The following is a 15,055-nucleotide window of genomic DNA, read 5'->3' on the forward strand; positions in this document are numbered from 1 at the left end:
GTGGGCCTGCGCAGACCTTAGAGAGAACACCGATTCCGATTCTTCGTCCGAGCGGACTAAGGTCGCCGCATCGACGCCATGCCCCGGCTCATGCGGCGGCCAGCGCATGAATCGCCCGGCAGTCTTCTCGTCCAGTCAGACGAAGAATCGGCGATGGCGCATTACCTACCGTGATGCCACGCCGGGGAGGAACCCGGCAGAACACGAGGAGGTATTCGATGTTGACTCATTTGCAATGGCTGGAAGCGGAAAGCATCCAGATCATCCGTGAGGTGGTTGCCGAGTGTGAGAACCCGGTGATGCTCTACTCCATCGGCAAGGACAGTGCGGTCATGCTGCACTTGGCGATGAAGGCCTTCGCCCCCGGAAAGCCGCCCTTTCCCCTGCTGCACGTGGACACCACCTGGAAGTTCCGCGAGATGATCGACTTCCGTGACCAGACCGTTCAACGCCTGGGCCTGGATCTGTTGGTACACGTCAATCCCGAAGGCGTGGAAAAGAACATCAACCCGTTCGATCACGGCTCGGCACTGCACACCGATGTGTGGAAAACCCAAGGCCTGAAACAGGCACTCGACCACTTTGGCTTCGATGCCGCCTTCGGTGGCGCCCGCCGCGACGAGGAGAAGTCGCGGGCCAAGGAGCGGGTGTTTTCGATCCGCTCCGAGCAACACCGCTGGGATCCCAAGCAGCAGCGCCCGGAACTTTGGCGGCTGTACAACACGCGCAAACGCAAAGGCGAGAGCCTGCGGGTGTTCCCGCTGTCGAACTGGACCGAGCTGGACATCTGGCAATACATCTACCTCGAACAGATTCCCATCGTGCCGCTGTATTTGGCCCAGGAGCGCCCGGTGGTGCGCCGCGACGGCACGCTGATCATGGTCGACGACGAGCGCATGCCGCTGCTGGCGGGTGAAACGCCAGAGATGCGCAAGGTGCGCTTTCGCACACTCGGCTGCTACCCGCTTACTGGCGCAATCGAAAGCGACGCCGACAGCCTGCCGGCGATCATCCGCGAGATGCTCGCGAGTCGAACCTCGGAACGCCAGGGTCGGCTGATCGACAGCGACTCGGCCGGTTCCATGGAGAAGAAGAAGCAAGAGGGGTATTTCTGATGAACGTCATTTGTGAACCGCTAACCGACGACCTGAAGCCTTATCTGGAGCAACAGCAGAACAAACAACTGCTGCGCTTTATCACCTGCGGTAGCGTCGACGACGGCAAGAGCACGCTGATCGGCCGTCTGCTCTATGAATCCAAGGTGTTGTTCGAGGACCAGCTTGGCCAGCTCGAAGCTGACTCGAAGAAGCTCGGCACACAGGGCGACGAGCTCGACTTCGCCCTGCTGGTGGACGGCCTCGCCGCCGAACGCGAACAGGGCATCACCATCGACGTGGCCTACCGTTTCTTCGCCACCGATAAGCGCAAGTTCATCGTCGCCGACACCCCCGGCCATGAGCAGTACACCCGCAACATGGTGACCGGCGCCTCCACCGCCGACCTCGCGGTGATCCTCATCGACGCGCGCCAAGGCATGCTGGTGCAGACCCGCCGGCACAGCTACCTGGTGTCCCTGCTGGGCATCCGCAAGGTGGTGCTGGCGGTGAACAAGCTCGACCTGATGCACTACTCGCAGGAAGTCTTCGAGCGCATCGAGGCCGACTATCGCGCTTTCGCCGAACAGATCGGCCTCACCGACATCCAGTGCATCCCGTTGTCTGCCCTGCGCGGCGACAACATGCTCGAAGCCAGCCCGAATACCCCGTGGTACAAGGGACCGACCCTGCTGCAGTACCTGGAAAACGTACCACTGCAAGCTTCGCAACAGAGCAAGGCGGCGTTCCGCCTGCCGGTGCAATGGGTCAACCGGCCGAACCTCGACTTCCGCGGCTACAGCGGCAACATCGCTGCCGGCAGCGTTCGTGTAGGCGAGCGCATCCGCGTGCTGCCGTCCGGCCAGCAGAGCGTCGTGACCGGCATCCTCGGCGCCGGCGGCGAGCAGGAACAAGCCTTCTGCGGCCAGGCGGTGACCTTGACCCTGGAAGACGAGATCGACATCAGCCGCGGCGACTTGATCGCCCTCGCCGACGCACCACCAGCGGTGGCCGACCAATTCGAGGCGACCCTGGTGTGGATGGACGAGGAAGCCATGCTCCCCGGCCGCCCGTACCTGATGAAGATCGGCAGCCGTACGGTTGGCATGAGCTGCGCCAACCTCAAGCATCGGGTCGACGTGAACAGCCTCGAGCACCTGGCGGCACGCACCCTGGACCTGAATGAAATCGGCGTGTGCAACCTCAACCTGGACCGCTCCATCGCCTTCGATGCCTATGCGGATAACCGCGACACCGGTGGCTTCATCATCATCGACCGGCTGAACAACCGTACGGTAGGCGCCGGCATGTTGCACTTCGCCCTGCGCCGTGCGCAGAACGTGCACTGGCAGGCCATCGATGTGAACCGCGAGGCGCACGCCGCACTCAAGGGCCAGACACCCCGTGTGCTTTGGTTCACCGGGCTGTCCGGAGCCGGCAAGTCGACCATCGCCAACCTGGTGGAACGCAAGCTGCACACCCTTGGCCGGCACACCTACCTGCTCGACGGCGACAACGTGCGCCACGGCCTGAACCGCGACCTGGGCTTCACCGAGGCCGACCGGGTGGAAAATATCCGCCGCGTCGCCGAGGTCGCGAAGCTGATGCTGGATGCAGGGCTTGTCACCCTCGTCTCGTTTATCTCGCCATTCCGCGCCGAGCGCGACATGGCGCGCGGCTTGGCCGGAGAAGACAACTTTCTGGAGATCTTCATCGACGCGCCGCTGGCGGTGGCCGAACAGCGCGATCCGAAGGGCCTCTACCAGAAGGCCCGGCGCGGCGAGCTGAAGAATTTCACCGGCATCGACTCACCCTACGAGCCACCGGTGGCGCCGGACATCCATATCGACACACAGCGCGAGTCGCCGGAAGCGGCGGCCGAGCGGATCGTCGAGCGGCTGCTCGGCATGTAACCGGTAGATCTGCTGAAACCAGCTTGCCGGCGGTTGCCATACATCGACTTCCGGCAAGCAGGCCCCTCCCTTTTCCTCCCCAGGGTGATGTGAAGGGGGCAATAGAGCGCTCGATCGAGCGCCCTGCTCAACGAATCAGCCGTGGGTTACTTGGCGCCATAGACGTCAAAATCGAAGTACTTGTTGTTGATCCGTGCGTAGGTCCCGTTGGCGAGAATGGTTGCCAGGGCTTTGTTCAAGTCTTCGCGCAAGGCGACATCGTTCTTGCGCAGACCGAGGCCATCACCCACGCCGAAGAAGCCCGGATCATCCAGGGTGGCACCGGCAAACTCATAGTCTTGGCCCTCCGCTGTTTTCAAGAAGCCGTAGCTGGCTTGAATGGAACCCTGCAACGAAGCATCCAGTCGCCCCACTACCAGATCGGCGTACACCTGATCCTGATTTTGATAGGAAAGAACGTCTACACCTTTGGAACCCCATACCGCTTTGGCGTAGGACTCCTGGGTCGAGCCCTGCTCCACACCAATGCGCTTGCCCTTGAGCGATTCGAGGGTCGGCTGTAATCCCGATCCGCGTTTAGCCACTAACCGTGCCGGTGCATTGGACACCTTGTCGGTGAATGCAATCTGCTCCAGACGTTTGGGGGTGATGGTCATTGAAGACGCCACCGCATCGAACTTGCGCGCCAGCAGCGCCGGGATCATCCCGTCCCAGCTGCTTTCCACCCAGACGCATCGCGCTTTCAGTTCGGCGCAGAGCGCCTCGGCGATGTCGACCCCGAAGCCGGTCAGCGTGCCATCCTGATTCTTGTATTCCAGTGGTGGGTACGTCGGGTCCACCCCCAGCTTCAACACTTTGCCAGACCAGTCAGCTGCACCGGCCAGGCTCGATGCTGTCAGGAACACCAGGGAAACGGCTGCAATCATCTTGTTCATTTTTATTCCTCTTCAGGCCGCAGATTTTTTACCAGAATGACGCGCAAAAAAGCGCCGTATCAACACAGAAAACGCTCGACCAACTTGACCCAGTAGCTCGCGCCCACCGGCAGGCAGCCATCGTTGAAGTCGTAGCCGGGATTGTGCAACAGGCACCCGCCCTCTCCCTCACCGTTGCCGATCACCAGATAACTGCCGGGGCATTTTTCCAGGACAAAGGCAAAGTCCTCACTGGCCGTGAACGGCCGCAAGTCATCAATCAGGTGCTCCTCCCCCAGCCAGTCACGGGCGACTTCACGGGCAAATGCAGTGTGTTCGGGATCGTTGATCAACACCGGATGGCAATGCTGATAATCGATGTGGGCCTGGGCACCAAAACTCGCGGCCTGGCCCTTGACCAGCTCAGTGATTCGAACCTCCAGCAAGTGGCGAATCTCGGGGGTCAGGGCGCGCACGCTCAGGCTCATGTCGGCACAGGACGGGATGACATTCGAGGCGCTTCCGGCATGCAGGGAGCCCACCGTGATAATTGCCATCTCCTGCGGATTGACATTGCGCGAAACGATGCTTTGCAGGGCCATCACGATCGAGGCACAAACCACCACGGGGTCGACGGCTTTGTGCGGCACCGCACCATGACCACCATTGCCGATGATTCTGATGTTCACCGTGTCGGCAGACGCCATGAACGGCCCGCTGTAAAAGCCCAAATGCCCGACGGGATAGCCCGGCACGTTATGCATGGCGAAGATCGCGTCACACGGGAACCGTTCGAGCAACCCTTCCTCGAGCATTTTCCTGGCACCGCCCAGCCCTTCTTCCGCCGGTTGGAAAATCAGGTGCAGCGTGCCCTTGAACGCCCGTGTCCGGGCCAGATACTGACCTGCTGCCAGCAGGATTGCCGTATGACCGTCGTGACCGCAGGCATGCATGACACCGTCGATCCCGCTGGCATAGGGCAAGCCGGTGGCTTCCTGTATCGGCAACGCATCCATGTCGGCGCGCAAACCGATGGATCGCCCCTCGCCATTTTTCAGGGTGGCAACGACCCCGGTCTTGCCCACGCCGGTGCTGACCTCATAACCCCATCGGGTCAAACACTGCGCAACCCGCTCGCTGGTGGCGAACTCTTCAAAACCCAGTTCAGGGTGCGCGTGAATGCTGTGACGTATCGCGATCATTTCATCTTGCATCGCGGCAATACCAGGCAGGACCAGGCCGGCATTCATGGGTGTTCTCCTTGGACAGGGTCTGAGCAGCAGCGAAAGCGCTGTTGGGGTCGATCTTAGGGAACAGGCGCTGGGCTGGGGAGGCGCAGTTTGGTTATGATGACAACCAATGGTTGTCGCAAAGGTGGTCAGATGAAACTGCATCAATTACAGGCGCTGATTGCCAGCGCCGAAACCGGCAGCATCCGCGCAGCCGCGCGCTCGCTGGAGATTTCCCAGGCTGCCGTGACCAAAGCGTTGCGCGAACTGGAAACCAGTCAACAGCTGCCGTTGTTCACCCGAACCCCCAACGGCCTGCACTTCACCGAATACGGAAAAGTCCTGCTGACCCACGCGCGGCTGGTGATCAAGCAGCTCGAACATGCGCAGACCGAGCTCGACCATATGCGTGGCAAGGCCCAGGGCCGGCTCTGCGTCGGGATCACCCCATGGATCGCCCTGACCTTCCTGCCCGAAGTGGTGTTGGCTTTTCGCGAGCGCATGCCGCAAATCAAGCTGGAGCTGTTTGAAAGCCTGATGGCCGTTGCCCAGCCGCTGCTGCGCGACGGCAGCATGGATTTCGCGATCGGCCAGCTGCATCCAGCACAATCGACCCAGGAATTCGCTTGCGAAACCCTGCTCGATTACCAGACTTCGGTGCTGGTCCGCGAGGGTCACGCCCGACAGCACGCACGATCGATCCACGAGTTACTGGAGGAAAACTGGACCCTGAACTACGCGCCGGACGGGCACGATGGGCTGATGCAGGAACTGTTCTGGAAACACGGCGCGCAAATTGATGAGAACCGAATCGTGCGCGCCCATTCGCTGGCCATTTTGCAGATGATGGTCGAGCGGGCCGACATGTGCACCTGGGGGCCGTCCATTGTGAGCACAGCCCCGCCATTCCTGGGGCGCGTGGTGTCCCTGGGGCTGACCGAGCAATTCGAGCCCCGACAACTGAGCATCGTCACCCGACGCAACGGGTCGTTGAGCAACCCGGCACTCTGCTTTACCGATTGCCTGTTGCAGGTCATTCGGCGTCATGCCCGTTCGGCCAGAAAGGAAGATCGGCAACTCTTCGAAACGTTGCGTCTGCGGATGTAAGGCACAGGACGCGCCGCCAAGGCTTGACAGTGGTAAAACCGCAGTCGATGAATGGAGGTTTGATTCCCCGCTTCACCAAACGCAGCTCAACCGTTGAAGTTAAAGCCAGACTGCTTTCAGCTGATAGCGGCCTGTCATGAAGCGCCGTTGACAATAGCAGCCATTTAACATTGTCCGTCTGCTAAATCGGCCCCGGGTTTCCTATCGACCCTGTTCTGCCATGCGCCTCCCGCCCCAGTGGCAAAACGTCAGCCTGGGACTTCAATCCCGCTGGGTGGCATCCGGACGAATGTACCCCCGTATGTGGGGAATCTCATTTTTTGGGGGTGGATTCAGGGACAGTTTTCGTCTGAAAGAAGTAGCCTGGAACGCAGCATTACAGGCCCAAGGCTTGCACCCAAGTGCCCTTCACTCAAATGGCTTAATTATTGCCTCACTACTCATACGAGCTCATGAATTTCGCAGCTCTCAACTTACCAGGCACCAATATAAAAACAACGATTATGGGAGTTTGGTGTCATGTGGACTCACCCTCTGATGCTCGCGGTTGCCTACCTGACTATCACCCTCAGTGCCGGCTGGTTGATTACCATTGTTATCCTATACCTGCTTTGATTCAGTGAGTGATGATGGTTTCCAGATCCCGGGCCGGTGTCGTTTGTCTACCAACCTCTGCCGCAGCCACGTTCAGAACTTTCACAGCATCCATGGAATAATTCGAGGCGGACCTGCAGGAGCAACATGTCGCCATGACCTCACGGGCGTCCGGATGGTGGCCCGGTCGATTATTTTGAGCTGGGCGAGCTATTCCAAATGTACCGACCACTCTAATCAACCAGCCCTCCCCCTATTCACAACGATCTTCTCCTCCCCCACTGCCATCGTCAGCCGCGATGGCAGGCTCGTGAATGGCTGATGTACGAACGGCTTTTACCTCTCCTAACATCGGTCGCACATGACCACTCGTGTGCCGATCTCCATTCGGCACACGAGCTCCAAGAATAAAAACGCAAACCTGCGAGGTTGAACCATGAAAACCCTGGCTGCCACTTCCACGGCGCAAGCTCCTGTCGTCGACAGAGTCGGTCAACTGACCGCCAACCAGCGCTACGTGACGCTGGGAGGCTCCTGGGCCGCCTGGCTGTTTGATGCGCTGGATGCCACCGTCTTCGGTTTTGTCCTGCTGGCGGTTGCCAAGACCTTCGCCGTCGGCCTGGGCGACGTGGTCTCCACGGTTGCCTGGTTTCTGCTGGCCACCGGTATCGGTGGTTTCTTCCTCGGCAATATTTCCGACAAGATCGGCCGCAAGAAAACCATGATGCTGTCGGTATTCGTCTATGGCACCGGCACCTTGCTCTGTGCTTTTGCCGACAGCCTGTGGCAGCTCAATGTGTTCCGCTTCTGTGTCGGTATCGCCGTCGGTGGCTTGTGGTCCGCCGCGGCGGCGCTGGTGTCCGAGATCTGGCCGGCGGCCGGTCGCGCCAAGGCCTTTGCGGTGATGCAGACCGGCTGGTCGGGTGGTGGTCTGCTGGCAGCGATTTTCGCCTGGACGTTCCTTGATGGCGGCAACCCTGAATCCTGGCGCAGCTTGTTCATCTACGCCTCGATCCCGGCCTATTTCACCCTGGTGTTCATCTGGCTGTTCGTCAAGGAGTCGCCGGTGTGGCTGGCCAACCGCGAGTTCATGCGCCTTAACACCGACAAGGGCCGGCTGATGGAAATCTTCCGTCCGCAGTATCTGAAAGTGACCCTGCTGGGCCTGAGCATTTCGGTCCTGGGCATGTACGGCTACTGGATCATCACCACGTTCATGCCGGCTTACCTGCAGAGCATTCTGAACGTGCGCATCGATCAGGCCCCGGTGTTTGTCATCTGGATCGGCATCGGCGCCACCATCGGTTACCTGGCCTACGGCTACCTGGCGGAAAGCATCGGTCGTCGCTTGTCGTTCGCGGTGTTTTTTGGCGGCATGGCGATCATGGTGCCGGTATTTGCCTACTCGGCGACCTTGATGCCATTGACGGACGGCAAACTGCTGTTCACCACCCAGAACGTCATCGCCCTCGGTTCGCTGGCGGCACTGCTGGGCTTCTTCACCGGTTATTTCAGCGGGTTCGGCGCCTGGTACTCGGAGTTGTTCCCGACCAGCATTCGTTCAACCGCCTCGGGTTTCTGTTTCAACTTCGGCCGGGTCGGCGCCATCGCCGGCATCAAGCTGGTCCCGGTACTGATCCCGCTCATCGGCTTTACCGCCACCATTTCCCTTGCCTCCGTTTCCTACGTCATCGCCGCCGTCATGGTGTTCACGCTGCAGGAAACCAAAGGCGTTCAACTCACCAGCGGCAACTGAACCGACCGTTCAAAGGAAAAAAACCATGAAAAATTTTCGCATCGGCCAAATCGTCCCCAGCTCCAACACGACGATGGAAACCGAAATCCCGGCCATGCTGACGTCGCGCTACGAACTGTTTCCCGAAGAGCACTTTACCTTTCACTCATCACGCATGCGCATGATGCACGTCAGCCCCGAAGAGCTGAAGAAGATGGACATCGACAGCGACCGTTGCGCGCTGGAGCTGAGCGATGCGCGAGTGGATGTCATGGCCTATGCCTGCCTGGTGGCGATCATGTGCCAAGGCGCGGGCTATCACAAAGTCTCGCAGGAGCGCCTGAGTAAAACCGTGGCCTCCAATCAATCGACCGCCCCGGTACTCAGCTCCGCCGGTGCGTTGATCGATAGCCTGCAGATGCTCGACTACAAGAAAGTCTCGATCATCACGCCGTACATGAAGCCGCTGACCCAACAGGTCATCGACTACATCGAAGCGGCCGGCATCGAAGTGGTCGACTCCATCAGCCTGGAGGTTTGCGACAACCTCGAAGTCGGGCGTCTGGACCCGATGAATCTGCTGGCCCACGCCAACCGGCTGAGCATCGGCCAGGCCGATGGCGTGGTGTTGTCCTGCTGCGTGCAAATGCCGTCGCTACCTGCGATCCAGCTTGTCCAGGATCGCCTCGACAAACCGGTGCTGTCGGCATCGGTCGCCACCGTTTACCAGATGTTGAAAACCCTTGGCCTCAAGGCGCAAGTACCCAACGCCGGCCATCTGTTGTCCGGGGCGTTTTGAGCCGATGCCCAAGGAGGTACTATGCTGGCCATTCAGGCCTAACCGGTACCTCCCATGAAACTCGATCCGGTCTCGTTGCGACTCTTTGTCAGCGTCGTTGAAGAAGGCACCATTGCTGCCGCCGCCAAACGCGAACACATCGCCGCGGCGGCGGTCAGCAAACGGCTCAGCGAGCTGGAAGAACTGCTCGACTCGAAACTGCTCAACCGCACCAACAAAGGCATCACCCCGACCGACGCCGGTCTGTCGCTGCTGTTCATGGCTCGCAGTGCATTGAACAACCTCAATGAAATCGTCGTGCAGATGCGTGACTACTCCCATGGCCGCCGTGGCTCGGTGCATGTCCTGGCCAATATTTCCGCCATCACCCAATTCCTCCCGGGCCTGATCAAGTCGTTCATGGAACTGTACCCACTGATCAACATCAGCCTCGAAGAAAGGCAAAGCCTGGCCATCACCAAGGCGGTGTCGGAAAATCGCACCGACATTGGCATCTTCACCCGTCTTCCGCACGGTGCCGATATCGAGGTTTTCCCGTTTCGTACCGATCGCCTGGTGTTGCTTGTGCCCCTTGGGCATCCGCTGGCGACACGCCGCTCGGTCAAATTCAGCGAAACCCTGGATCACGAATACATTGCATTGCGCAGTGGCACTCATCTCAACTTTCAGTTGATCAAGGCAGCCAACGACCTGGGGCGTTCGCTGAAAATCCGCATGGAAGTCTCCAGCTACGACGCGCTATGCCTGATGGTTCAGGCCGGCCTGGGCATTGGCATCATGCCCGAGGGGAGCGCGGCGATTTACAAAATGGACGGTGCGAAGGCAATCAGGCTGGATGAGCCGTGGGCCTCCCGCGAACTCAGCGTGTGCGTAAGGTCGCGAGAGGCGTTGTCGGTCGCGGCGGGATTGTTCCTGGAGCACTTGCTCGAAAGGGCGTAAGCGATATCAGGCTCAATCCGCGACGGCGTGCGCCGGTCGCTGCCGGCGTGAGCAATCAGATGCGCAAGTGCGCACTCATGTAGTCAATGAAAACTCGCAACTTGGGCGAGGCATATCGGCTGGCTGGCCACAGCATCCAGAAGACGACCTGGCGGTCAATGTAATCGTCCAGCACGGTGACCAGCTGGCCGCTTTCCAGCGCGTCGCGCACCAGGAAGGTTGGTAGAAAGGCGATGCCCCTGCCACGGACTGCGGCATAGGCAAGAGGTTCGATCGTGTTCGAAGTCATCGTGGCGGGCAGCACCAATTCCGCCTCGGAGGCTTCGAGCCGCAGAGGCCAACGCTCCAGCTTTCCCGTTGCGGGGAATTTGTGCTGCAGGCATGCATGGCGCTCCAGTTCACGCGGATAAGCGGGTACACCATGCCGCTTGAGGTAAGTCGGCGACGCCACCAGCACATGTGCGCAGGAACCGAGACGGCGCGCAGTCAAGCGAGAATCGGTTTGCTCGCCGGTCCGAATCACCGCGTCGAACCCCTCCTCGATCACATCGACCATGCGGTCGCAAAAATCGATATCCAGTTCGACTTCCGGATACCGCTCCATGAACCCTTCAAAGGCCGGCATCATCAGGTCGCCCAGTAGCGGCGAGCCCACCCGAAGCCGCCCACGTGGACTGCCAGCCAGGCCTGACAGCTCGGTCTCGGCAGCGGTGACCTCACTGAGGATACGGCGGCATCGCTCAAGGAACAGGGTCCCCTCGGCCGTCAGCGTGATACTGCGTGTGCTGCGATGAAACAGCCTTACATGCAAGCGCTCCTCCATCCGGGCGATGGTTTTGCCCACGGTCGAGGACGACACCCCCAACTGGCGGGCGGACTCGCTAAAGCTGCGCGTTTCGGCAACCTGCACGAACATCGAGATGCCACTCAGATTTTCCATCACTTTTCTGCTTGCTCCGGCAGAGCCCCACCGACAGGGCGGGATTACGGAAAAACCATCCGAAATGTTCGGCATCGCGGGATGTTTTTCTCCACGGACTTTACGCCTAGATTGCACCCATCCCAACATTGATAGGTATCGTTGTCATGTCCAAACTGCACACCAGCATCCAGATCGGCCCATACCGGATTTCCCATCGCGTCGTTCTGGCGCCACTGACCCGTATGCGTGCCGAGCCGGGTGCCATCCCTGGCCCATTGATGGCCGAGTACTATGCCCAGCGTACCAGCGCCGGTGGCCTGCTCATCGGCGAAGCGACTATCGCCGCAGCCAATGGTAATGGCTACCTCGGCGCTCCCGGTTTGTATGACGACAGCCAGATCGCCGGTTGGAAACTCGTGACCGACGCTGTGCATGCCAAGGGCGGCAAAATCTTTCTGCAGCTCTATCATGCGGGGCGCCAGTCCAATAGCCTCTTGCAGCCGAACGGCGCCCAGCCGGTGGCACCTTCCGTCGTCGAACACGGTGGCCTCGCCTTCACCGAGACCGGCTGGACCCCCGGCAGCCCGCCGCGCGAATTGACCATCGCGGAAATCCACGGGCTGGTGGAAAGCTTCCGCGCCGCGGCCGAACGCGGTATCGCCGCCGGATTCGACGGCGTGGAGCTGCACTCGGCCAACGGCTACCTGTTCGACCAATTCCTCCAGGACGGCAGCAACAAACGTACGGATATCTACGGCGGTTCGTTCGAGAACCGCAGCCGGTTCCTGCTGGAAGCGGTAGCGGCGGTGATTTCCGTCTGGGGCAGCAATCGGGTGGCGGTGCGCCTGGGCCCGAGCGGCAATTTCGGCGATATGTCCGACAGCGACCCCGTTGGCCTGTTCACCTATGTCGCACGCGAACTGAACAAGCTGGACCTTGCCTATCTGCACCTGATCGAGCCGCGCATCCTGGGTCTCATCGAAGACGAGCGCCGCGACCAGAATCCGGTGGCGTCCCAACTCATCCGTCAGCATTACAAGGGCACCCTTATCGCGGCAGGCGGTTTCTCCGGTGAATCGGCCAACGCGATCCTCGAGGCCGGCGATGCAGACCTGGTCGCTTTCGGCCGCCATTTCATCGCCAACCCTGACCTGCCGGAGCGCCTGCGCAACGGCTGGCCACTGAACCCATACGACCGCGAGTCGTTCTTCGGCGGCACGCAAGCGGGTTACACGGACTATCCTTTCCATACTGAAGTTGCATGATGATTTGCACCACGGGTAACCGGGGTCATAGTGCCCCGGTTACCTACCCCTCCTCCAAAAAAACACTCACCCAAGTAGCGATCCGCCAGCCTGCTGCCCGTTTCACCGTAGCTTCTGCCAACGGACTCAAGGTACATGCTGGCTGTCGGATGGAGCTGACGCATGAAGGACCTTTTCTCCTACAGGCTTTTCACAAGGGTGGCACGACTGGGCAGCTTTTCGGCGGCGGCACGCGAAGTGGGCCTTTCTCAATCCCAGGTTTCCAGGATTGTGGCCGAACTCGAAACCGATCTCGGCACCCTGTTGCTGGCGAGATCGACACGTGCCGTCGTACCGACTGAGGCAGGGGCGGATTTTCTCTCGAGAATGGAGCCGATTCTCGCCGCGGTGGAAGAAGCAGAGCAAAGCGTTCGCGGCGGCGCGGAGCTGCGTGGCGTCGTGCGGATCAGCATGCCTACGAGCATCGGTGTAAGGGAAATCATTCCGCGCATGGCGCCGTTCGCGGCGATACATCCCAACCTGCATATCCAGGTCCTGCTCGCCGACCATTGGCAGGATCTGGTGCGGGAAAATATCGATGTAGCGATAAGGCTGGGACGGCTGGTGGATTCCCGTGCAACGAGCCGTCAAATCATGACGATCTCCCGGTTCATTCTTGCCTCACCGTCCTACCTGCGCGCCGCTGGGGAGCCGACTACACCTGAGGACCTGCAATGCCACCGAATCATCGCAGGTCCAGCCTCGACGGTACCGAGCGGGTGGATGTTCAAACGCGATGGCGAGACCAGGACGATTCAGCTTGAGGCACACTTCTCGACCGACGAAAACGAAGGGGCGGTCGCGGCGGCCACGGCCGGATTGGGTATCACCTCGACAACGGCATGGGCGTGTCGGCGCGAACTGGAAAGCGGTGAACTGGTCGCGCTGCTCACCGATTGGGAGACCGAGTCCGTGCCTGTTCATGCCTACTTCCCCCACGGCTCGCGAACCCGCAGTGCCGGCCGCGCCCTCATCGAGCATCTCGTAGCCAGCCTGGTTGGCGAGGGAAGCGGCGTTTCAAGCTAGCATCAGGTCGGCACAGCACAGCACAGCACAGCACAGCAATGTCTATGCATACCTTACATAAATGATAGCGAAAAAGAGTGGCTACTCCGTTCACGCCGAAGCTGCCAACTTAGCGTCACTGCCTGCACGACACATCGCTCGACTGGTTCGTTCGTGGCGGCATTTCCTTACTTCATCTCCCCAGGAGAAGCGTGATGCGTATGACCGGCAATACCATTTTCATCACTGGCGGCGGCTCCGGCATCGGCCAAGGGCTGGCCGAAGCTTTCCACAAGCTCGGCAATCAAGTGATCATCTCCGGACGGCGCAAGGAGCGACTGCAGCAGACGCTCGACGCCAACCCCGGCATGGCGGCCATCGAGCTCGACATCAACGACACGGCCAGCATCAAGGCTGCAGCGCAGCACCTCATCGCCCATTACCCTGAGCTCAACGTGCTGATCAACAATGCCGGCATCATGCTGCTCGATCATGCAGAAGGTCCGGTGGACGATGAGCTTGCCCTGTCGACCGTCACCACAAACCTGCTGGGGCCGATCCGCATGACCTCGGCGCTGGTCGAGCATCTGAAGGCCAGGCCGGATGCGGTCATCGTCAACGTCTCCTCGGTGCTCGGCTTCGTGCCAATGGCCGTGACGGCGGTGTATTCGGCGACCAAGGCGGCGCTGCACTCCTACACCCTGTCACAGCGCTACCTGCTGCGTGAACACGGCGTCCGGCTGGTCGAGATCGCACCACCGTGGGTACGCACCGAGTTGCTCGACAGCAGCGAGGAAGAGCGTGCCATTCCCCTCGACCAGTTCATTACAGAAGCGATGAAACAGTTCGAGAGCGGTGCCGACGAAATCCTCGTCGCTCCGGCCGAAGCCATGCGCGCCAATCCTGGCCCGAACGAGCATGCCTGGGTCAATGGGTTCAACGACATGATTGCAAAAGGACCGGCTTTCGGTTGATTGCGACCGCATCTTTTACATTGCAAGCAGGATCAGACTATGACTTCACGTACCCCCGCCGAGAACAAGGCCATTGTCCTCGAAGGCTTCGCAACCCTGTTCAATCGCAAGGATCTGGCTGCAGCCGAGCGCTTCTGGTCACCCTCTTATATCCAGCACAGTGCACACGTGCCCGCAGGTCGCGAGGGTCTGTTCGAACTGGTCGCCGCAGGATCGCCCGAAATGCGTTACGAATGCCAGTTGGCAGTAGCTGAAGGCGACTTCGTCATGTTGCACGGTCGCTTCACTGGAATCGGTCAGCCTGCGAATTGGGTCGTGGTCGACATCCTGCGGCTGGAGGATGGCGTGATGGTCGAACACTGGGATGTGATTCAGGACGAGGCAACGCGCTCGGGTTCCGCCGGCGGGTACCCCATGTTTGGAGATCAGTTCCCCGGCTGACACTCGATACCTCCTCGCTCGGCGGTCTTTGATCAACCAGCGCACTGCTGAAATATCACTACCCCTGTTCTTGAAAGCGAAACTG

At 60.1% G+C, this 15,055-nt stretch carries 13 protein-coding genes; 10 read left to right on the top strand and 3 right to left on the bottom strand.

The window, feature by feature from the left end:
- Positions 1–173: 173 nt before the first annotated feature.
- Both cysD and cysN read left to right on the top strand, forming a co-directional pair.
- Positions 174–1,115 (top strand): sulfate adenylyltransferase subunit CysD, encoded by a 942-nt coding sequence (gene cysD / locus AC06G5_RS15595; RefSeq protein ID WP_413425941.1) that lies wholly within the window; start codon positions 174–176, stop codon positions 1,113–1,115.
- Entirely contained in the window at positions 1,115–3,007 is a 1,893-nt protein-coding gene (cysN, locus tag AC06G5_RS15600; protein ID WP_480457412.1) for a sulfate adenylyltransferase subunit CysN, read from the top strand. Before cysD ends, cysN begins: the two co-directional genes overlap by 1 nt.
- A 146-nt stretch (positions 3,008–3,153) precedes the next feature.
- Here cysN and AC06G5_RS15605 read toward each other — a convergent pair whose 3' ends face one another.
- Together AC06G5_RS15605 and AC06G5_RS15610 are read right to left on the bottom strand one after the other, a co-directional pair.
- Positions 3,154–3,942: an ABC transporter substrate-binding protein gene (locus AC06G5_RS15605; RefSeq protein ID WP_480457414.1), complete on the bottom strand. Its 789-nt coding sequence runs from the start codon at positions 3,940–3,942 to the stop codon at positions 3,154–3,156.
- 59 nt (positions 3,943–4,001) lie between these two features.
- On the bottom strand, positions 4,002–5,171 hold the full coding sequence (locus tag AC06G5_RS15610) for a M20 aminoacylase family protein (RefSeq protein ID WP_413425925.1): 1,170 nt from the start codon (positions 5,169–5,171) through the stop codon (positions 4,002–4,004).
- Between the two features lie 132 nt (positions 5,172–5,303).
- Here AC06G5_RS15610 and AC06G5_RS15615 point away from each other — a divergent pair, with 132 nt between their 5' ends.
- The 4 genes from AC06G5_RS15615 (at position 5,304) to AC06G5_RS15630 (ending at position 10,324) form a co-directional block, all read left to right on the top strand.
- Positions 5,304–6,257, top strand: a complete 954-nt coding sequence (locus AC06G5_RS15615; protein WP_413425923.1) for a LysR substrate-binding domain-containing protein — start codon at positions 5,304–5,306, stop codon at positions 6,255–6,257.
- A 1,030-nt stretch (positions 6,258–7,287) separates the two neighbouring features.
- Positions 7,288–8,607, top strand: a complete 1,320-nt coding sequence (locus AC06G5_RS15620) for an MFS transporter (RefSeq protein ID WP_413425921.1) — start codon at positions 7,288–7,290, stop codon at positions 8,605–8,607.
- A gap of 25 nt (positions 8,608–8,632) precedes the next feature.
- Positions 8,633–9,385 carry a maleate cis-trans isomerase family protein gene (locus tag AC06G5_RS15625; protein ID WP_480457418.1) on the top strand — a complete coding sequence of 251 codons (753 nt, stop codon included), beginning with the start codon at positions 8,633–8,635 and terminating at the stop codon, positions 9,383–9,385.
- Between the two features lie 54 nt (positions 9,386–9,439).
- Entirely contained in the window at positions 9,440–10,324 is an 885-nt protein-coding gene (locus AC06G5_RS15630; RefSeq protein WP_413425917.1) for a LysR family transcriptional regulator, read from the top strand.
- Positions 10,325–10,379: 55 nt separating this feature from the next.
- Here AC06G5_RS15630 and AC06G5_RS15635 read toward each other — a convergent pair whose 3' ends face one another.
- A complete protein-coding gene (locus AC06G5_RS15635) occupies positions 10,380–11,264 on the bottom strand; it encodes a LysR family transcriptional regulator (protein WP_413425915.1) in 885 nt (294 codons plus the stop codon).
- 146 nt (positions 11,265–11,410) lie between these two features.
- On the opposite strand from AC06G5_RS15635, the gene AC06G5_RS15640 reads away from it, so the two are divergent.
- The 4 genes from AC06G5_RS15640 to AC06G5_RS15655 all read left to right on the top strand — a co-directional run bounded on the left by AC06G5_RS15640 (position 11,411) and on the right by AC06G5_RS15655 (position 14,970).
- Entirely contained in the window at positions 11,411–12,511 is a 1,101-nt protein-coding gene (locus tag AC06G5_RS15640) for an alkene reductase (protein ID WP_413425913.1), read from the top strand.
- Positions 12,512–12,673: 162 nt separating this feature from the next.
- Positions 12,674–13,576, top strand: coding sequence for a LysR family transcriptional regulator (locus tag AC06G5_RS15645; RefSeq protein WP_413425911.1), 903 nt, complete (start codon positions 12,674–12,676; stop codon positions 13,574–13,576).
- 194 nt (positions 13,577–13,770) lie between these two features.
- Positions 13,771–14,529, top strand: coding sequence for an SDR family oxidoreductase (locus AC06G5_RS15650; protein WP_413425908.1), 759 nt, complete (start codon positions 13,771–13,773; stop codon positions 14,527–14,529).
- Between the two features lie 39 nt (positions 14,530–14,568).
- Positions 14,569–14,970 (top strand): nuclear transport factor 2 family protein, encoded by a 402-nt coding sequence (locus AC06G5_RS15655; protein ID WP_413425906.1) that lies wholly within the window; start codon positions 14,569–14,571, stop codon positions 14,968–14,970.
- The last annotated feature ends 85 nt before the right edge of the window (positions 14,971–15,055 follow it).

The sequence above is a fragment of the Pseudomonas sp. WT-JTC genome, assembly GCF_056711565.1.

What these genes read in the sequence shown, in the direction of transcription:
- cysD (WP_413425941.1), top strand. Translation starts at nt 174, where the DNA reads ATGCCACGCCGGGGAGGAACCCGGCAGAACACGAGGAGGTATTCGATG.
- cysN (WP_480457412.1), top strand. Translation starts at nt 1,115, where the DNA reads ATGAACGTCATTTGTGAACCGCTAACCGACGACCTGAAGCCTTATCTG.
- AC06G5_RS15605 (WP_480457414.1), bottom strand. Translation starts at nt 3,942, where the DNA reads ATGAACAAGATGATTGCAGCCGTTTCCCTGGTGTTCCTGACAGCATCG.
- AC06G5_RS15610 (WP_413425925.1), bottom strand. Translation starts at nt 5,171, where the DNA reads ATGAATGCCGGCCTGGTCCTGCCTGGTATTGCCGCGATGCAAGATGAA.
- AC06G5_RS15615 (WP_413425923.1), top strand. Translation starts at nt 5,304, where the DNA reads ATGAAACTGCATCAATTACAGGCGCTGATTGCCAGCGCCGAAACCGGC.
- AC06G5_RS15620 (WP_413425921.1), top strand. Translation starts at nt 7,288, where the DNA reads ATGAAAACCCTGGCTGCCACTTCCACGGCGCAAGCTCCTGTCGTCGAC.
- AC06G5_RS15625 (WP_480457418.1), top strand. Translation starts at nt 8,633, where the DNA reads ATGAAAAATTTTCGCATCGGCCAAATCGTCCCCAGCTCCAACACGACG.
- AC06G5_RS15630 (WP_413425917.1), top strand. Translation starts at nt 9,440, where the DNA reads ATGAAACTCGATCCGGTCTCGTTGCGACTCTTTGTCAGCGTCGTTGAA.
- AC06G5_RS15635 (WP_413425915.1), bottom strand. Translation starts at nt 11,264, where the DNA reads ATGGAAAATCTGAGTGGCATCTCGATGTTCGTGCAGGTTGCCGAAACG.
- AC06G5_RS15640 (WP_413425913.1), top strand. Translation starts at nt 11,411, where the DNA reads ATGTCCAAACTGCACACCAGCATCCAGATCGGCCCATACCGGATTTCC.
- AC06G5_RS15645 (WP_413425911.1), top strand. Translation starts at nt 12,674, where the DNA reads ATGAAGGACCTTTTCTCCTACAGGCTTTTCACAAGGGTGGCACGACTG.
- AC06G5_RS15650 (WP_413425908.1), top strand. Translation starts at nt 13,771, where the DNA reads ATGCGTATGACCGGCAATACCATTTTCATCACTGGCGGCGGCTCCGGC.
- AC06G5_RS15655 (WP_413425906.1), top strand. Translation starts at nt 14,569, where the DNA reads ATGACTTCACGTACCCCCGCCGAGAACAAGGCCATTGTCCTCGAAGGC.